The sequence below is a fragment of the Nonomuraea insulae genome (assembly GCF_042656245.1).
In genome coordinates, this window is record NZ_JBHSPA010000011.1 from 48,191 (window position 1) to 65,409 (window position 17,219).

Below are 17,219 nucleotides of genomic sequence, written 5' to 3' on the forward strand. Positions count from 1 at the left end.
CGAGCGGCCCGTTCTCGTTTCATCATCTTTTACGGCAAAGCCACACAAGCGCCACCCGCCGCCCCGCCCCGACGACCTTCCAGGAAGACGCTCCTCCGCCTCACCGCCACCCCGCCGTGACGCGCGCACGCGTGACCCTCCGCGTGGTTCCACGGTGCCCCGTTCGCGAGTCCATACGGATCCAGATGTTGTCCGGCTCACAATGATTGAACTTTGACCGGATGTGGCCGTCGTGATTGACAAGCCCCCGGCATGCGCGGACATTGCGGGCATCCTTAGCGGCATTCGGGGGCTGATCGTCTCGGAGGCGGGATGAAGCGCACGTTATTCATGTTCGTCGGCATGCTCCTGTTACTTGGTTCTTTCACGATCCCGGCCGCCTCGGCGGCGCCGAAGCCCGAGGCCGGGCCCGACGGGGTCTTCGTCTATACCGGCGAGCTCACCGCCGGCCAGTTCGCCAAGCTGGTCGCCACGGGTGTGGACCGGGAGGAGATGCGGATCGTCAAGAGGGCCGGCGGCAAGGTCACCGTCGAGGTGATCCTGGCCTCCGCGCTGGCCGGCACCCTCGCCGCGCAGGGCGTCACCCTGCGGGCCCAGCGGACCAGCGCCCGCCTGGCGCAGCAGGCCGACGGGGTGTTCAAGCGGTACGCGGGCGCGGGAGGCATCCGCGAGGAGATCATCGCCGCGGCCAACGCCAAGCCCGGCCTCGCCAAGGTCGTCAACCTGGGCAACACCGTCAACGGCACGCCGATCACCGCGATCAAGGTGACCAAGGACGCCCGCAAGTTGTCCGACGGCAAGCGCCCGGCCATGATGTACATGGCCGCCCAGCACGCCCGCGAGTGGATCACGCCCGAGATGATCCGGCGGCTGCTGCACCACTTCCTCGACGGCTACGGGAGCAACGCGGAGCTGACCCAGCTCGTCAACACGACCGAGCTGTGGTTCCTGCCGGTCGCCAACCCCGACGGCTACGACTACACCTTCACCCCCGACAACCGCCTGTGGCGCAAGAACCTGCGCGACAACGACGGCGACGGGCAGATCACCAGCGCCGACGGCGTGGACCCCAACCGTAACTTCGCCTACAAGTGGGGCTACGACAACGAGGGCTCATCGAACATCCCGTCGAGCGAGCTCTACCGCGGCACGGGGCCGCAGTCCGAGCCCGAGACCGTGGCGGTGGACAACCTGGCCAAGCGGGTGCGGTTCACGTACCTGCTGAACTACCACTCCGCCGCCATGCTGCTCCTGTACGGGGTCGGCTGGCAGCAGGCCACGCCGACACCCGACGACCTGATCTTCGAGGCGCTGCTGGGCGACGACGCCCACCCCGCGGTGCAGGGCTACGACCCCGACATCGGCGCCGAGCTCTACACCACCAACGGCGACACCGACGGGCAGATGACGAACGCGCGCGGCGTCATGTCCATCACACCCGAGATGTCCACCTGCGAGGACGCCGTAGCGCGTGACGCGAACGACGAGTGGACGCTGGAGGACTGCGCAGGAGGGCTCGGCTTCACCTTCCCCGACAGCGAGGCGCTCATCCAGGACGAGTTCCAGCGCAACATCCCGCTGGCGCTGGCCGCCGCCAAGACCGTGCACACGCCGGACAGGCCGGTCTCTGTGGTCGGGCGCACGGTGCCCGACTTCCGGCCCGACTCCTTCAGCGTCTCCTACGGCGACCCGCAGCCGGTGGCCGTCACCGCCCGCAGGTCGCTCCTGGCCAAGGCGCTGCGCTTCCGCATCAACGGCGGCCCGGTGCAGACCAGGTCGCTGAGCGAGTGGCAGGGCGGCGAGCGGTACGGCGACGAGAACGACCTCTACTTCGCCGAATACCGGGCCACGGTGAGCGGCGCCAGACCCGGCGACAAGGTCGAAGTCTGGTTCCAGGGTGTGAAACCCGGTGCCGGCCTGGTCTCCAGTGAGCACTTCACCTACAAGCTGGCCAAGAACTCCAAGGCCACGGTGCTGGTGGTCGCCAACGAGGACTACACCGGCTTCAACCCGGACTACCCACCCTCGGTGACCGCGCCCAAGTACACGGCCACGTACCAGCAGGCGTTGAAGAGCGCCGGGTACGCCTCCGAGACGTGGGACGTGGACGCCCAGGGCGTGCCGCACCACCTCGGCGTGTTGTCGCACTTCAAGGGCATCGTGTGGGAGCTGGGCGACAACCGGCTGTCCATGGACCAGCAGGACGTGGTCACGGTGACCCCGCTCGGCGGCCTGCCCGACGCCGACGTCAAACGCTCGCAGCAGGACCTGACCCTCTCCGTACGCGACTACCTCAACGAAGGAGGCAAGCTCCTCTACACCGGCGAGACCGCCGCGTACTACGGCATTCTCGACACCATCGTCGGCGGCATCTACTACGGCCTCGACGGCAACCCGGACGGCGACTGCGTGGTCACCACCATCCAGGGGTTGTTCGACGAGTGCCTGCTGCTGGCCGACGACTTCACCCAGTACTACCTGGGCGTCGGCGGGCGCTTCCCGCTCGACAGCCCCGCCGGGTTCACCGGCACGGGTCCGCTGGCCGGGATCAGCGGCACGTTCGGCGGCCCGGCCACGGCGGACAACCCGCTGGACGAGGCCGGGGTCCTGTTCCCCATGGGCACGGACCTGCCGAGGTTCACCGGCACCCGGGCCGCCGACTACCCGATCGGCAACCGGGGACCGTTCGACCCCATCGAGGGCCAGTGGTTCGTCAAGGGCTCGCACGCCGACGACTCCTACATGCGGCTGACCAGGACGATCGACCTGGCCTCCGTGCCGGCGGCGCAACAACCGCGACTGGCGTTCCAGCTGTCCTTCGACACCGAGCCCGGCTACGACAACGTCATCGTCGAGGCCCACACGGCCGGCCAGGACAACTGGACCACGCTGCCGGACCTCAACGGCGGCACCGACACCGGTGTGCCGACCGAGTGCGAGGCCGGGTTCCTCCTGGACGAGCACCCGTGGCTGCTGCACTATCTGACCCCGGGCAACCCCTGCGCGCCGACCGGCACGACGGGCTCCTGGAACCGGTTCACCGAGAACTCGGGCGGCTGGCGGCAGGTGGCCTTCGACCTGTCCGCCTACGCGGGCCAGCAGGTCGAGGTGTCGATCAGTTACGTGACCGACCCGAGCACCGGCGGGGCCGGCGCGTTCGTGGACGACACCCGGGTCACCACGACCGGCGGCACACTGAACGCCGAGGGCTTCGAGACCGGCCTCGGACCGTGGGCGATCCCCGGTCCTCCGGCGGGCAGCCCGTCCGGCGGCGACTTCGTCCGCGCTCAGGCCGACCGCACGGCGGCCGTGTCCACCAAGGACACGGTGCTGCTGGGGTTCGGGCTGGAACAACTCGGTAGCGGCGCCGAACGCAACGCTTCGTTGCGCAAGATCCTCCGCTATCTGATCGGCTGACCCACCGACCGCGACGGCCACCCCCGCACGGGGTGGCCGTCCTTCTGGGCGGGGTACGGGGTCAGGACAGGTGTTCCCCGAACCAGGCCAGGACCCGTTCGTACGCCTGCCCCGCCACCTCGCCGTTGTACCGCTGCCCGGTGTCGTTGAAGAACGCGTGCCCCACTCCGGGGAACGTCACCAGTTCGTGCGTCAGCCCCGCCTTCTCCAGGGCGGCCTGGGCGGCGGCGCGGGTGGCGTTGACCCGGTCGTCCTGTTCCGCGTACACCCCGAGCACGGCCGCCTTGGTCCCGGCCATGTCGGCGTTGTCGGGCAGCGGCCCGTAGAAGGGTACGGCGGCCGACAGGCGGGGCTCGGCGGACGACAGCAGCAGCCAGGTCATCCCGCCGCCGAAGCAGAACCCCATCATGCCCAGCTTGGCCCCATCGGCACGCTTGCCCAGCTCGCCCACCGCCGCCTTCATGTCGGCCACGAACCGCTCGTCCGTGATCTCCCCGAGCTTGGCCGTGGCCGTCGCCGTGTCGGTGAAGGTCGCGGTGCCGCCCTCGCGGGAGAGCAGGTCGAGGGCCAGGGCGGAGTACCCGCTGGCGGCCAGGCGGCCGGCGACGGAGCGGATGTGGTCGGTGAGGCCGCGGTTCTCGTGGATCACCAGGACGGCGCCCTTGGGTTCCTGGGCGGCCGCCCAGGCGGCCTGCAGCGTCGCCCCCTCTGGCCCGGCGAACGTGATCGCCTCCGTGGGCAACGGCGAGGGCCCCGCCGGGCTGGCAGGGGGCGAGGTGGCGGACTCCGGCGAAGGCGAAGGCGAGGGTGCGGGCGAGGGCGAAGACGTAGGGGAGGCGCCGCAGGCCGTGAGGAGGGCGGTGGCGGCGGGGAGGCCCAGGCCGAGCAGGGCGAGCCGCCGCAGCGCCTCGCGACGGGGGATCAGGCCGTCCACGTGGTCGTGGGCGACCTCTTCTGCGAGATAGCGCTGGATGGGCGTCATGTCCGAGGTCTAATGCCACCCACCGAAAAATCGTGTAAAGGCGGCGGTTACGCGGGCTTTCGCGGTCACTTGATGACATACGGCTAAGCCAATACGAGGGACGAGGAATCCATGCGTACATCACGTTTCGCTCTTGTGTTGCTCGCCGCCGGCGCGCTGCTCATGACTGCGAGCGCCGCGTTCGCGGATCCGGAACCGACGGCTCTGGAGCTGCGGGTGGTCGTGGACGACTGCCACCACGGAAGCGTTCAGCCATGACGGACCCGGCACTGCTCGAAAGGGCGCTGTTCGAGGTCAAGCGGGTGATCGTCGGGCAGGACCACATGGTCGAGCGGCTGCTCGTGGCGGTGCTCGCGAAGGGGCACTGCCTGCTCGAAGGCGTGCCCGGCATCGCCAAGACGCTGGCCGCCGAGACGCTGGCCACGGTGGTCGGGGGGACGTTCGCCCGCATCCAGTTCACGCCCGACCTGGTGCCGTCCGACATCGTCGGCACCAGGATCTACCGGCCCTCCACCGAGACGTTCGACGTGGAACTCGGGCCCGTCATGGTCAACCTGCTGCTCGCCGACGAGATCAACAGAGCGCCCGCGAAGGTGCAGTCCGCCCTGCTGGAGATCATGGCCGAGCACCAGGTCAGCATCGGCGGCGTCACCCATCAGGTGCCGACGCCGTTCCTGGTGCTGGCCACCCAGAACCCGATCGAGTCGGAGGGCGTCTACCACCTGCCCGAGGCGCAGCGGGACCGCTTCCTCATGAAGATCGACGTGGACTATCCCAGCGAATCGGAGGAGCTGGCGATCGTCTACCGCATGAGCGTGGACCCGCCCGCCGCCCAGAGCATCCTCGACCCGGCGCGGGTGGTCGCCCTGCAGCGCCGGGTCGAGGAGGTCTTCGTGCACCACGCGGTCGCCGAGTACGCCGTCCGCCTCGTCTACGCCACCCGCGACCCCGACAGGTACGGGGTGCGGGACGTGCGCCGGCTGCTGGCGTTCGGGGCCAGCCCCAGGGCCACGCTCGGCCTGCTGGCGGCCGGGCGGGCGCTGGCGGTCATGCGGGGGCGCGACTACGTGCTGCCCGAGGACGTACGGGACCTGGCCCACGACGTCATGGCGCACCGGCTGGTGCTCTCCTTCGACGCGCTGGCCGACGGGATCATGCCCCGGGAGATCGTGAACCGGGTGCTGGAAGCGGTGCCGCTGCCGGTCATCGCCCCGCAGCAGGAAGCCGTGGCATGAGGCCGTACCTGATGGCAGAGCCCGCGCTGCGCAGGCTCGAGCTGACGATCACCAGGAGGCTGGATGGACTGCTCCAGGGCGAACACCTCGGCCTGGTACCGGGTCCCGGCAGCGAACCGGCGGAGTCCCGGCCGTACCAGCCGGGCGACGACGTACGGCGGATGGACTGGAACGTCACGGCCCGCACGAACGAGCCGCACGTCCGTGACCTGGTCGCGGACCGGGAGCTGGAGATCTGGGCGCTGCTCGACGCCACCGCCAGCATGGACTTCGGGACCGTGGCGATGGAGAAGCGGGAGCTGGCCCTGTCGGCCCTGGCCGCCGTCGGCTTCCTCACCCAGCGGACCGGCAACAGGATCGGCACCCACCTGCTGCACGGCGGCGGCGTCAGGACGTTGCCCGCCAGGACGGGCCGGCCGCACCTGATGGCGCTGCTGCAGGCCGCGTTCGCGCTGCCGCGCACCCCGCCGGGCGTGACCGAGCCGCTGATCGGCGTCGCGGCCGAGCAACTCGGCAGACTGGTACGGCGCCGCGGCCTGGTCGTCGTCGTGTCGGACTTCCTCGACGCGCCGGAGACCTGGGAGCAGCCGCTGCGCCATCTCACCGTCCGCCACCAGGTCCTGGCCGTGGAGGTGCTCGACCCGCGCGAGCTGTCGCTGCCCGACGTCGGGATTCTGACGCTGATCGACCCGGAGACGGGACGGCGGCGCGAGGTCGCCACGGGCAACGCGCGCCTGCGCCGCAGGTACGCCGAGGCGGCGGCCGGGCAACGCGACGCGATCGCGCAGGGGCTGCGCCGGGCGGGGGCGAGCCACCTGCGGCTGCGTACGGACCGGGACTGGGTGCGCGACCTGGTCCAACACGTCATGCGCCAGCGCCGCCTGGCCATGCTGGCCTGCCCGCCGGAAGGGGGAGGTGACGTGGCGTGACGCTCATCGCGCCCCTCTGGTTGCTGCTGCTCGTCCCCGTGGCGCTGCTCGCCGTGACGTACGTGATCATGGCGCTGCGCAACAGGACCGCGTACGCGGTGCGCTTCACCAACCTCGACCTGCTCGACAAGGTGGCGCCGCGGCGGCCGGGATGGCGCAGGCACGTGCCCGCGGCGGCGCTGCTGCTGATGTTCGCGCTGCTCGTGGTGGGCTTCGCCCGGCCGACGGCCGAGGTGCGGGTGCCGAGGGAACGCGCGACGATCATGGTGGCGTTCGACGTGTCGGCGTCCATGGGCGCCACCGACGTCACGCCGAACCGGTTCGAGGCGGCCAAGCAGGCGGCCAGGCAGTTCGTCCAGGGGCTGCCGGAGCGGTTCAACCTGGGCCTGGTGTCGTTCTCGGGGTCGGCCTCGGTCGCGGTGCCGCCCACCACCGACCGGCGGACGGTGCTGGAGGCGCTGGAGCGGCTCCGTACGGACTCGGGCACGGCCATCGGCGAGGCCGTCTACTCCTCGCTGGAGGCCATCGCGGCCCTCGACTCCGAGGAGGAGGCGCCGCCCGCGCACATCGTGCTGCTGTCGGACGGCTCCAGCACCACCGGCCGCACGGTGGGCGAGGCGGCGGCGGAGGCGTCCGGCAGGGGAGTGCCGGTCACCACCATCGCCTACGGCACCCCGGACGGCGTCATCAGCCTGTCGGGCCGGGACGTCCCGGTGCCGGTGGACGGGCCCGCCCTGCGCGGCCTGGCCGAGACGGCGGGCGGCGGCTTCTACGAGGCGGCCAGCGGCGGCGAGCTGCAGGCGGTCTACGAGGACATCGGCACGTCGGTCGGGTACCGCGTCGAGCGTCAGGAGGTCTGGCAGTGGTTCGTGGCGGCGGGGCTGGTGTTCGCGCTGATCGCGGCGGTGACGTCGATGTTGTGGTTCTCGAGGCTGCCATGAGGGGCATGGGGCGGCCTCGGGGGCCGGAGTTCCTCACGCTCCCGCTCAGCGCCCGCCAGGCGCCGCCCCCGCACACCGGCACGCCACCGCGACCCGCGGACACCCCCAAGGCGCCCCCAGACAAGCCCAAGGCTCCGCCGCCGCACGCGTATCCTCCGGGCAACCCCAAGCCGTCGCCGCACGCGTACCCCCCAGACCGCCCCAAGCCGCCCAGGACAGGGCGCGTCCTGGTGACCGCCGCGCTCGTCGCGGCGCTCACCGGCGCGGCGGCGGGTGTGGCGGGGGCCCGGCTGTCCGAAGGGTCCGAGCCGTCCCCCGCCGCGGCTCTGCCGAGGGTGGCCGCCGCGCCGTCCGCGGCCCTGACCGGCCTGAGCGCGACGGCGGACCGGGTGCTGCCCAGCGTGGTCTCCGTGGAGACGGGCAGCACGGGCGGCTCCGGTTTCGTGGTGGACGACCGCGGCCACATCCTCACCAACGCCCACGTGGTCAGCGGCAGCGGCACGGTGACCGTCGTGCTGCACAACGGCAGCAGGCTGTCGGCCCGAGTGGCCGGCGCGGACGACGACGAGGACCTGGCCGTGCTGGAGGTGGACTACCCGGGCGAGCTCGCCCCGGCCACGCTCGGCAGGTCCTCGGACCTGTCCGTGGGCGACCAGGTGCTCGCCATCGGCTCGCCGCTGGGCCTGTCGGGCACGGTCACCGCGGGCATCGTCAGCGCGCTGGACAGGGAGGTACGGCTGGGCGGCTCGCGCCGTACGGCCGTGCAGACCGACGCCTCCATCAACCCCGGCAATTCAGGCGGCCCGCTGGTGAACGCCCGCGGCGAGGTGGTGGGCGTGAACACCGCGATCGCGGCGAGCCGGGGCGGCGGGAACATCGGCATCGGTTTCGCCATCCCGATCGACAGGGCGGCGCCCATCGCGGAACGAATCATCCGAAATTAGGGTTCGAGGCATGCGGTTGCTGGTGGTCGAGGACGAGGAGGACCTGGTGGACGCGCTGCGCGTCGGCCTCGTCCGGGCCGGGTACGCGGTGGACGTCTCCTACGACGCGCCGTCCGCGCACGAGAAGCTGCTGGTCAACACCTACGACCTGGTCCTGCTCGACCTGAACCTGCCGGGCGGCGACGGCTTCCAGCTCTGCCGTACGGTACGCGCGGCCGGCCAGGGCGTGCGGATCATCATGGTCACCGCCCGCGACCGGCTGGACGATCGTGTCCGCGGCCTCGACGAGGGCGCCGACGACTACCTGGTCAAGCCGTTCGCCTTCCCCGAACTGCTGGCCAGGGTGCGGGCGCTGCTGCGCAGGGACGCCGGAGGCGGCACCTCCGTCCTGGAGGTGGGCGGTCTGCGCATCGACACGGCCAGGCTGGAGGTGTCGCTGGACGGCCGGTCGCTGGCGCTGACCCCCAAGGAGTACGGGGTGCTGCACTACCTCATGACCAGGCCGGGCCACGTGGTGTCCACGGAGGAGCTGCTCGAACACGTCTGGGACGAGCACGCGGACCCGTTCACCAGCACCGTCCGCGTCACCGTCGGCAACCTGCGCCGCAAGCTGCAGGAGGACGGCCTGATCGAGACCGTGATCAGCCGGGGCTACCGGCTCAAGGAGCCGTCATGATCCACACCATCCGCTTCCGGATCACCGTGCTCTACTCGGGCCTGCTGTTCGTGCTGGCCACGCTCGTGCTCGGCGGCATCTACTTCGCCGTGTCCAAGACCACCGAGGAGCGGCCGGTCTCGACCGAGTTCGCGAAGACCTACAGCGGCGACCAGTACCTGGGCAAGCGCGAGGTGGTCTTCGTGGAGGAGGTGGAGAACGCGGTCAACGTCGAGACGATGGCCACACTGCGCAACTACTCGCTGCTCACCCTGGCCGGCCTGTACATCGCCAGCCTGGGCATCGGCTGGGTGTTGTCCGGCCGGGTGTTGCGGCCGGTCAGGTCGATCACCCGTACGACGGAGGAGATCCAGGTCACCGACCTGAAGCGGCGCATCAACCTGGACGGCCCGCGCGACGAGCTGAAGGACCTGGCCGACACCATCGACACCATGCTCGGCCGCCTGGATGAGGCGTTCAGCGCGCAGCGTCAGCTCATCGACGACGCCTCGCACGAGCTGCGCAGCCCGCTGACCATCATCAGGGCCAACGTGGACGCCGTGCTGGCCGCCCCCGACGCCAGCGAGGAGGAGCGGACCAGGGCCGTGGCCATCGTGGACCGCGCGACCACCCGCATGACCAGGCTGGTCGAGGACCTGCTGGCCACCGCCAGACGGCAGGGCACCGCGTTCGCCGACGCCGACCTCGACCTGGCCAGGGTCGCGGGGGAGGCGTGCGAGGAGTACGCCACCCCGGCCGCCGAGCGCCACGTGACGATCACCCGTGACCTGGGCGCCGGGCTGGAGACGACCGGCGACGCCGACGCGCTGCGCCGCTCGGTGGCCAACCTGCTGTCCAACGCCGTCCGCCTCTCGCCGCAGGGCGGCACGGTCAGGGTCGCGGCGGGCAGGACGGACGGCTGGCTCTGGGCGGCGGTCCGCGACGACGGCCCCGGCCTGCGGGAGGACGACCAGCCGCGGGTGTTCGACCGCTTCTGGCGCGGCGACTCCAGCCGCAGGGACCGCCACACGGGCCTGGGCCTGGCGATCGTCCGGCAGATCGTGGAGTCGCACGGGGGCCGCGTGGCGGTGTATTCGCGGCTGGGCGAGGGAGCCACGTTCGTGCTCTGGCTGCCACCGCGCGACGGCGTGCCCGGCATCCCGCCGGAGGACAACCCCCTACGCTGACCGCCTCCGGCAGATGGCGCGGGTCAGGAGGAAGGCCACCACCGGCAACACGAACACCGCGACCCGCAGCCCGACCACGACCATCTCGTACGTGCCGGAAGGCACCGTCAGCAGCGCGGGCGGAGCGGGAGGAGGCGGCGGCAACCCGGGCGAGGAGTGCATCACGGGCGGGACCTCCGAGACCCACATCCCGGCCCACAACACCGTGAAGAACGTGATCACCGCGACGCCCAGCGCCGTGCGCACCGGAACCCGCGCCGGCCGGTCCAGCAGGTGGTGGACGTCGCCGTCGCCGGTGTGGCGGCGCTCGATGAACGGATACAGGAACAACACGCAGAAGAAGGCCAGCAGGATCAGCGGCGGTATCCAGAGCCCGATCTGCAACACGTAGCCGCCGACCGGGATCTCCCATGACGGTATGAGCCGCTGCGCGCCGTCGAGCACCCCCGCGTACCAGAACGGCTGCGCCGACACCGGATGCGCGTCCATCCGGTACGCGCCGTGCTCCCACACCGGGTTGACCCGCACGAACGTGGCCAGCAGCGCGATGAACCCGATCGTGAACAGCGCCGTGGCCCCGTTCTTGACCGCGAAGTAGGGGAAGAACGGCCCGCCGGTGACCCGGTGCTCGTCGGCCGCCGTGGCGCGGCGCTCGGTGTGCTTCTGCCGCCACGTGAGGATGAGCGCGTGGATCGGCACCACCGCCAGCAGGATGCCGGGCACCAGCAGCACGTGCGTGACGAACAGGCGCGGGATGACCTGCCCGGGGAACCCGCCGTCGAACACGAACGCCGACAGGTACGTCCCCACCAGCGGGATCGACAGCAGCAACCCCTGCGCCTGCCGCAGCCCCGTCATCGCGAGCTGGTCGGCGGGCAGCGAGACCCCCAGGAACGACTCGAACAACGCCAGCCCGAACAGCAGGACTCCCAGCATCCACGTCAGCTCGCGCGGCCTCCTGAAGGCCCCGGTGAAGAAGACGCGGCACATGTGGGCCACGATCGCCAGCACGAACACCGTCGCCGACCAGTGGTGGAGCTGGCGCATCAGCAGCCCGCCGCGCACCCGCAGGCTGATCTCCACGACCGACGCGTAGGCCACGTCGGGATTCGGCTTGTAGAACAACGTCAGGAACGTCCCCGTGAGTATCAGCAGCACGAAGGAGTAGAGCGCCAGCTCACCCAGCAGGAAGGACCAGTGGCTGGGGAACAGCTTGCGGAGCTGTGGCCGCAACCAGCGCCCGAACGGCAGCCGGTCGTCGAGGTAGATCGCCGAATCGACGGCGGCCTTGGCCGAACCGGCGACGAATCGAGGGCGCCGCTTGGGCTTGGTAGGAGTGGCCATGGGGGCCTCCTGGTGGGGGTGTGATCCAATTCTGCACCTGTCGCCCGTCTTTCTCAAGAATTGGTTTATACCAATTGGTCTAATCCAATTTCTCGGCAAACGGTCGTATAATTGGATTAGACCTGTTGTATGCCGTTTACCAGCACAAACGATGACTTAGCCGAGGAGTGCAGTTTCATCATCAATTTCGCCGGTAGAGTCCGGAACAGAGGCGCGTTGGATTGGAGCAGTGGTGGCCAAGTACGTTTACGACTTCACCGAGGGCAACAAGAATCTCAAGGATCTTCTCGGCGGTAAGGGAGCCAACCTCGCCGAAATGACCAACCTCGGGCTGCCCGTTCCCCCCGGATTCACGATCAGTGCCGAGGCGTGCCGCCATTACCTGGCGGAGGGCTCCGTGCCGGAGGGGCTGGACCGGGAGGTCGCCGGGCATCTGGAGGCGCTGGAGTCCCAGATGGGCAGGAAGCTCGGCCAGGCCGACGACCCGCTGTTGGTGAGCGTACGTTCAGGGGCGAAGTTCTCCATGCCGGGCATGATGGAGACCGTCCTCAACATCGGGCTCAACGACGAGTCGGTCCACGGCCTCGCCAAACAGGCCGGCGGCAACGACCGCTTCGCCTGGGACTCCTACCGCAGGCTCATCCAGATGTTCGGCAAGACCGTCCTCGACATCGACGGCGACCTGTTCGAGCACGCGCTCGACGGGCTGAAGGGCAGGCGCCAGGACACCGACCTGGACGCGGGCGAGCTGCAGCAGCTCGTGGAGACGTACAAGGCGATCGTCCGCGAGCAGACCGGCCACGACTTCCCCGCCGACCCGCGCGAGCAGATGCGCCTGGCCGTCATGGCCGTCTTCGGCTCATGGAACGCCCCGCGCGCCATCCTCTACCGCCGCCAGGAGCGCATCCCCGCCGACCTCGGCACCGCCGTGAACATCATGGCCATGGTCTTCGGCAACTACGGCGACGACTCCGGCACCGGCGTCGCCTTCACCCGCGACCCCGGCTCCGGCCGGCAGGGCATCTACGGCGACTACCTGCAGAACGCCCAGGGCGAGGACGTAGTGGCCGGAATCCGGAACACGATCCCCCTGGAAGACCTCGAACACCTCGACCGGCGCTCCTACGACGAGCTCACCGGCATCATGGAGACCCTGGAGAACCACTACAGGGACCTGTGCGACATCGAGTTCACGATCGAGCGCGGCAAGTTGTGGATGTTGCAGACGCGGGTCGGCAAGCGTACGGCGGCGGCGGCGTTCCGCATCGCCACCCAGCTCGTGGACCAGGGCCTGATCACCATGGACGAGGCCGTCACGCGCATCACCGGCGACCAGCTCGCCCAGCTCATGTTCCCCCGCTTCGACGGCGGCGCCGAGAAGAAGAAGATCGCCAAGGGCATGAACGCCTCACCGGGCGCCGCCGTCGGCAAGGTCGTCTTCTCCTCCGAGCGCGCCGTGAAGCTGTCGGAGCAGGGCCAGGACGTCATTCTCGTCCGCCGCGAGACCAACCCCGACGACCTGGCCGGAATGATCGCCGCCAAGGGCATCCTGACCAGCCGCGGCGGCAAGACCTCCCACGCCGCCGTGGTCGCCCGCGGGATGGGCAAGACCTGCGTGTGCGGCGCCGAGGAACTCGAGGTCCTGACGACCGAGCACCGCTTCATCGCCCCCGGCGACCTGGTGGTGTCCGAAGGAGACGTCATCTCCATCGACGGTACGACGGGCGAGATCTTCCTCGGGGAGGTCCCGGTCGTGGACTCGGCCGTGGTCGAGTACTTCGAGGGCGTGTCGGAGCCTTCGGACGACCTGGTGCGCGCGGTGGACCGGATCATGCGGCACGCGGACGGGGCACGCCGGCTCGGCGTACGGGCCAACGCCGACACCCCGGAGGACGCGGCCCGAGCCCGCCGCTTCGGCGCGCAGGGCATCGGGCTGTGCCGTACGGAGCACATGTTCCTGGGTGAACGCCGCCAGCTGGTGGAGGACCTGGTGCTGGCATCGACGGACGAGGCCCGCCAAGCAGCCCTGGACGCCCTGGAACCCCTCCAGAAAGCCGACTTCCTCGGGATATTTCAGGAAATGGACGGCGATCCCGTCACCATCCGCCTGATCGACCCGCCCCTGCACGAGTTCCTCCCCGACATCATCGAGCTGTCGATCAAGGCCGCCAAGGACGAGGCCACGAAGAAGGACCGCAAGCTCCTGACCGCGGTCAAGCGCCTGCACGAGCAGAACCCGATGCTCGGCCTGCGCGGCGTCCGCCTCGGCCTGGTCATCCCCGGCCTGTTCGCCATGCAGGTGAGGGCGATCGCCCAGGCCGCCAAGGAAGTGCCGGGCGCGCGCCCGGAGATCATGATCCCGCTGGTGGCGGCCGTACAGGAACTGGAGTCGGTACGCGAGGAGTCCCTGAAGATCCTCGCCGAGGTAGGCGTGGAGGCCATGATCGGCACCATGATCGAGGTGCCCAGAGCAGCCCTCACGGCGGCCCAGATCGCGGAGGCGGCCGAGTTCTTCTCCTTCGGCACCAACGACCTGACCCAGATGGCGTGGGGCTTCTCCAGGGACGACGTGGAGTCGGCCTTCTTCTCCCGCTACCTGGACCTGGGCATCTTCGGCGTCTCCCCGTTCGAGACCCTGGACAGGGAGGGCGTAGGCCGCCTGATGGAGATCGCGGTGGCAGAAGGCAGATCAGCCAGACCAGACCTCCACCTCGGCATCTGCGGGGAGCACGGAGGCGACCCGGACTCGGTGCACTTCTGCCACGAGGTGGGCCTGGACTACGTCTCCTGCTCACCCTTCCGCATCCCGGTAGCCCGCCTGGAAGCAGGCCGAGCCGCCTTGGCGGAGTCAGACTCCGACACCCGCTAGCCACCACCAGGGCTCGGGGCCGCACTGCAAGGACCTCACATAGGGGGCGCTTTCGCGCCATGCGATAACTCGGACCCTGCCTCCCAGGGGCTGCGCCCCTTCGACCCCCTAAGGGGCATGGTCCTCGCATCCCTCGGACGCGCTTTTAGGGGATCGGGGCGTCGCCTCGATCCCCGGAGTTTCGTTCGTTGCCCGATTACCAGGTGGGCCGGCGGGAACCCGTCGCGAATGGGCCACGCTAACCTCGTTGCCGCCGCTGCGACGTCCAACCAGATCTCAGGCCCTCTCAGCAAGAGCATCCGGGCTGGTAGAGCGGTTGTCGTAGGTGTCGCGGGCGGCGACGACCTGTTCGATATGCGTCTCGGACCAGTTCTTGATGGCCTGCATCACGGGCAGCAGGCTGACGCCCAGCGGGGTGAGGGCGTAATCAACTCGTACCGGGACAGACGGCGTGACGGAGCGCGAGACCAGGCCATCGCGTTCCAGGGTGCGCAGGGTCTGGGTGAGCATCTTCTGACTGACGCCGGCGACGGTACGGGACAGACCGCTGTAGCGCTGCGGGCCGTCGGCGAGCGCGGTGAGCAGGAGACTCACCCATTTGTCGCTGATCCGGTCGAGAAGTTGACGTGCCGGGCAGGTTGCGAGGTAGGCGTCGTAGGCGATGCGCTCCTGCTCACGCTGCTGAGCGGTGGTGCGGGTGGTCATCACTCTCCTGTTCGTACGATAGGCACTTTGAGGTGCGTACTTCCCGCTAGAGAGTAGCTCTCCATAAGGTTGTTCTCAAGTCCTGAAACCTTGTGGAACGACGAGGAGATCTCATGCGCGCAGTTGTCGTTCGTGCGTTCGGCGGGCCTGAAGTTCTGCAGATCGCGGACGTGCCGATCCCGGTTGTGGCAGAAGGGCAGGTCCGGATTCGGGTCGAGGCCGCGACGGTCAACCCGGTCGATCTGGCCACTCGCTCCGGTGCGCTCACCGGCGCGGGCCTGCTGCCGGTGCGGGATGTGATCGGCATCGGGTGGGATGTCGCAGGAACCGTCGAGCAGACGGGCCCAGGGGTCACCGGGATCGTGCCCGGAGATCAGGTGATCGGCCTGTCCGACCGGCTGGACGTGCCGCTCGGCACACAGGCAGAACATGTCGTGCTCGACGCGGACGCGGTCACAGCCGCCCCTGCGGGCGTCTCGCCCACGCAAGCCGCCACGCTGCCCCTCAACGGTCTCACCGCCGCGCAAGCGCTCGACGGCCTCGACCTGAACCACGGGCAGACGTTGCTGGTGACCGGGGCGGCCGGTGCCGTCGGCGGCTTCGCCGTCCAACTGGCCGTCGCACGCGGGCTCCGGGTGGTCGCGGTCGCCGGAGCCGATGACGAACCGCTCGTCCGGGGGCTCGGAGCCGAACTGTTCGTGCCACGCACGGCACGACTCGGTGAGGCGGTCCGTTCCCTCGTTCCCGGCGGTGTGCACGCGGCCCTGGACGCCGCCGTGACCGGAGCGGCCGCCCTCGACGCGGTCCGGTCGGGGGGAGCCTTCGCCGCGCTGGTGGCGGGAGGAGCGCAGGTTCCGCTGCGTGGCATCCGGGTCTTCAACCACTGGATCCGTGCTGACGGCACCCTCCTGTCGAGGCTCGCCGCCCTGGTCGAAGCAGGCTCCCTCGCTCTCCGCGTAGCCGGGACCATGCCCATCGACCAAGTCGCCGCCGCTCACCGGCGCCTCGCCGAAGGCGGCCTCCGCGGTCGCCTCGTCCTCACCATCTAAGATCATTCTGCTTTGGGTGAGGCAGATGATCGAGCACACTTGACGACCATGAGTCACTCGGAAACCGAACGCCTCATCCTGCGCCCTCTCACGGGAGACGACTTCGACGACTACGCCGCCATGTTGTCCGACCCGGAGGTGGCCGGAGCGCTGGCGGAGTCAGTGGGCACCTCGCCCGCGGACGCCTGGCGGAGCCTGGCCATGTTCATCGGCCACCGGGAGATCCGCGGCTACTCACACTGGGCGCTGGTGGAGAAGGCAACGGGTGAGTTCGTGGGCCGGGCAGGACCTTGGCGGCCGCACGGTTTCCCTGGGCTGGGCGTCGGCTGGTGCCTGGCCAGAAAGCACTGGGGCAAGGGCTACGCCACGGAGGCCGGCCGGGCCGCACTTCGGTACTGCTTCGACGAACTCGGAGCCGGCGAGGTGGTCTCCGTCATTCTGCCCGGGAACCAGCCTTCCATCGCGGTCGCCGAACGCATCGGTCACCGGCATCTGCGCGATATCACCTACCGAGGCCAACTCGTCCACCTCTACGGGCAGTCCGCGTGACGTGCACGACTGCAGCGAGGCCGGGGTGGGGGCGCGTAGTGCATGCGTCTCTGGGCACATACTCCGGATCGGCCTCACGATCGCCAGAGCCGGGTTGATCCCCTGGCTGGGGCGATCGACGGGTCAGGACTTCGTTCCTCAGCCTTGGCCACTGGGCTACTCGGGTAGCTCGGTGAGGTCGTCCCAGTGCATCATCCAACGCCGTATCCCCTGTGGCAGATCGCACCGCGGTCCATCGAGTTGGACGAAGGCGAGGCGACCGTCCCGCATGACGGAGACGACCCGGCCGGTGCAACCAGTGATGAATTGTCCGAGCGCTCGTGTTGTCATCGGGCTGTGCTCCATGCTGGAGATCACAATGCGGCATCCCTGCTGCTGCCATGACTTCCTAGCACTCATGCCCATTCCGCCTG

The 17,219-nt window shown here is 69.7% G+C and carries 14 protein-coding genes; 11 read left to right on the forward strand and 3 right to left on the reverse strand.

What is annotated here, in order from left to right; translation table 11 throughout:
- Positions 1 to 312: 312 nt before the first annotated feature.
- Positions 313 to 3,417 (forward strand): M14 family metallopeptidase, encoded by a 3,105-nt coding sequence (locus ACFPZ3_RS07695; protein ID WP_379513260.1) that lies wholly within the window; start codon positions 313 to 315, stop codon positions 3,415 to 3,417.
- Between the two features lie 61 nt (positions 3,418 to 3,478).
- On the opposite strand, the gene ACFPZ3_RS07700 is transcribed toward ACFPZ3_RS07695, so the two are convergent.
- Positions 3,479 to 4,399 (reverse strand): dienelactone hydrolase family protein, encoded by a 921-nt coding sequence (locus tag ACFPZ3_RS07700; protein WP_379513261.1) that lies wholly within the window; start codon positions 4,397 to 4,399, stop codon positions 3,479 to 3,481.
- Positions 4,400 to 4,510: 111 nt separating this feature from the next.
- Between ACFPZ3_RS07700 and ACFPZ3_RS07705 the strand changes: the two genes are divergently transcribed.
- Genes ACFPZ3_RS07705 through ACFPZ3_RS07735 form a run of 7 tightly spaced genes read left to right on the forward strand, consistent with a single transcriptional unit; the run spans position 4,511 to position 10,290 of the window.
- Positions 4,511 to 4,657, forward strand: coding sequence for a hypothetical protein (locus ACFPZ3_RS07705; RefSeq protein WP_379513262.1), 147 nt, complete (start codon positions 4,511 to 4,513; stop codon positions 4,655 to 4,657).
- Complete coding sequence (locus ACFPZ3_RS07710; protein ID WP_379513263.1) at positions 4,654 to 5,634, forward strand: AAA family ATPase; 981 nt, start codon at positions 4,654 to 4,656, stop codon at positions 5,632 to 5,634. Before ACFPZ3_RS07705 ends, ACFPZ3_RS07710 begins: the two co-directional genes overlap by 4 nt.
- Complete coding sequence (locus tag ACFPZ3_RS07715) at positions 5,631 to 6,563, forward strand: DUF58 domain-containing protein (RefSeq protein ID WP_379513264.1); 933 nt, start codon at positions 5,631 to 5,633, stop codon at positions 6,561 to 6,563. The genes ACFPZ3_RS07710 and ACFPZ3_RS07715 overlap by 4 nt, the downstream gene beginning before the upstream one ends.
- On the forward strand, positions 6,560 to 7,504 hold the full coding sequence (locus ACFPZ3_RS07720; RefSeq protein ID WP_379513265.1) for a VWA domain-containing protein: 945 nt from the start codon (positions 6,560 to 6,562) through the stop codon (positions 7,502 to 7,504). The genes ACFPZ3_RS07715 and ACFPZ3_RS07720 overlap by 4 nt, the downstream gene beginning before the upstream one ends.
- Positions 7,505 to 7,509: 5 nt before the next feature.
- Positions 7,510 to 8,448 (forward strand): S1C family serine protease, encoded by a 939-nt coding sequence (locus tag ACFPZ3_RS07725; RefSeq protein WP_379513266.1) that lies wholly within the window; start codon positions 7,510 to 7,512, stop codon positions 8,446 to 8,448.
- A gap of 10 nt (positions 8,449 to 8,458) precedes the next feature.
- The gene (locus tag ACFPZ3_RS07730) at positions 8,459 to 9,124 is read left to right on the forward strand and encodes a response regulator transcription factor (RefSeq protein WP_379513267.1); all 666 of its coding nucleotides are present in this window, start codon (positions 8,459 to 8,461) and stop codon (positions 9,122 to 9,124) included.
- A complete protein-coding gene (locus ACFPZ3_RS07735) occupies positions 9,121 to 10,290 on the forward strand; it encodes a sensor histidine kinase (RefSeq protein ID WP_379513268.1) in 1,170 nt (389 codons plus the stop codon). Before ACFPZ3_RS07730 ends, ACFPZ3_RS07735 begins: the two co-directional genes overlap by 4 nt.
- On the opposite strand, the gene ACFPZ3_RS07740 is transcribed toward ACFPZ3_RS07735, so the two are convergent.
- Positions 10,282 to 11,634, reverse strand: coding sequence for a cytochrome b (locus tag ACFPZ3_RS07740; protein WP_379513269.1), 1,353 nt, complete (start codon positions 11,632 to 11,634; stop codon positions 10,282 to 10,284). The two genes, ACFPZ3_RS07735 and ACFPZ3_RS07740, sit on opposite strands and share 9 nt — an antisense overlap.
- A 232-nt stretch (positions 11,635 to 11,866) precedes the next feature.
- Between ACFPZ3_RS07740 and ppdK the strand changes: the two genes are divergently transcribed.
- Positions 11,867 to 14,503 carry a pyruvate, phosphate dikinase gene (gene ppdK, locus ACFPZ3_RS07745; RefSeq protein WP_379513270.1) on the forward strand — a complete coding sequence of 879 codons (2,637 nt, stop codon included), beginning with the start codon at positions 11,867 to 11,869 and terminating at the stop codon, positions 14,501 to 14,503.
- Positions 14,504 to 14,779: 276 nt separating this feature from the next.
- Here the strand turns inward: ppdK and ACFPZ3_RS07750 are convergent, their stop codons facing one another.
- Complete coding sequence (locus ACFPZ3_RS07750) at positions 14,780 to 15,208, reverse strand: winged helix-turn-helix transcriptional regulator (RefSeq protein ID WP_379513271.1); 429 nt, start codon at positions 15,206 to 15,208, stop codon at positions 14,780 to 14,782.
- Positions 15,209 to 15,321: 113 nt separating this feature from the next.
- Here ACFPZ3_RS07750 and ACFPZ3_RS07755 point away from each other — a divergent pair, with 113 nt between their 5' ends.
- Positions 15,322 to 16,257 (forward strand): NADP-dependent oxidoreductase, encoded by a 936-nt coding sequence (locus tag ACFPZ3_RS07755; protein WP_379513272.1) that lies wholly within the window; start codon positions 15,322 to 15,324, stop codon positions 16,255 to 16,257.
- Positions 16,258 to 16,305: 48 nt separating this feature from the next.
- Positions 16,306 to 16,806, forward strand: coding sequence for a GNAT family N-acetyltransferase (locus ACFPZ3_RS07760; protein ID WP_379513273.1), 501 nt, complete (start codon positions 16,306 to 16,308; stop codon positions 16,804 to 16,806).
- Positions 16,807 to 17,219 lie beyond the last annotated feature (413 nt).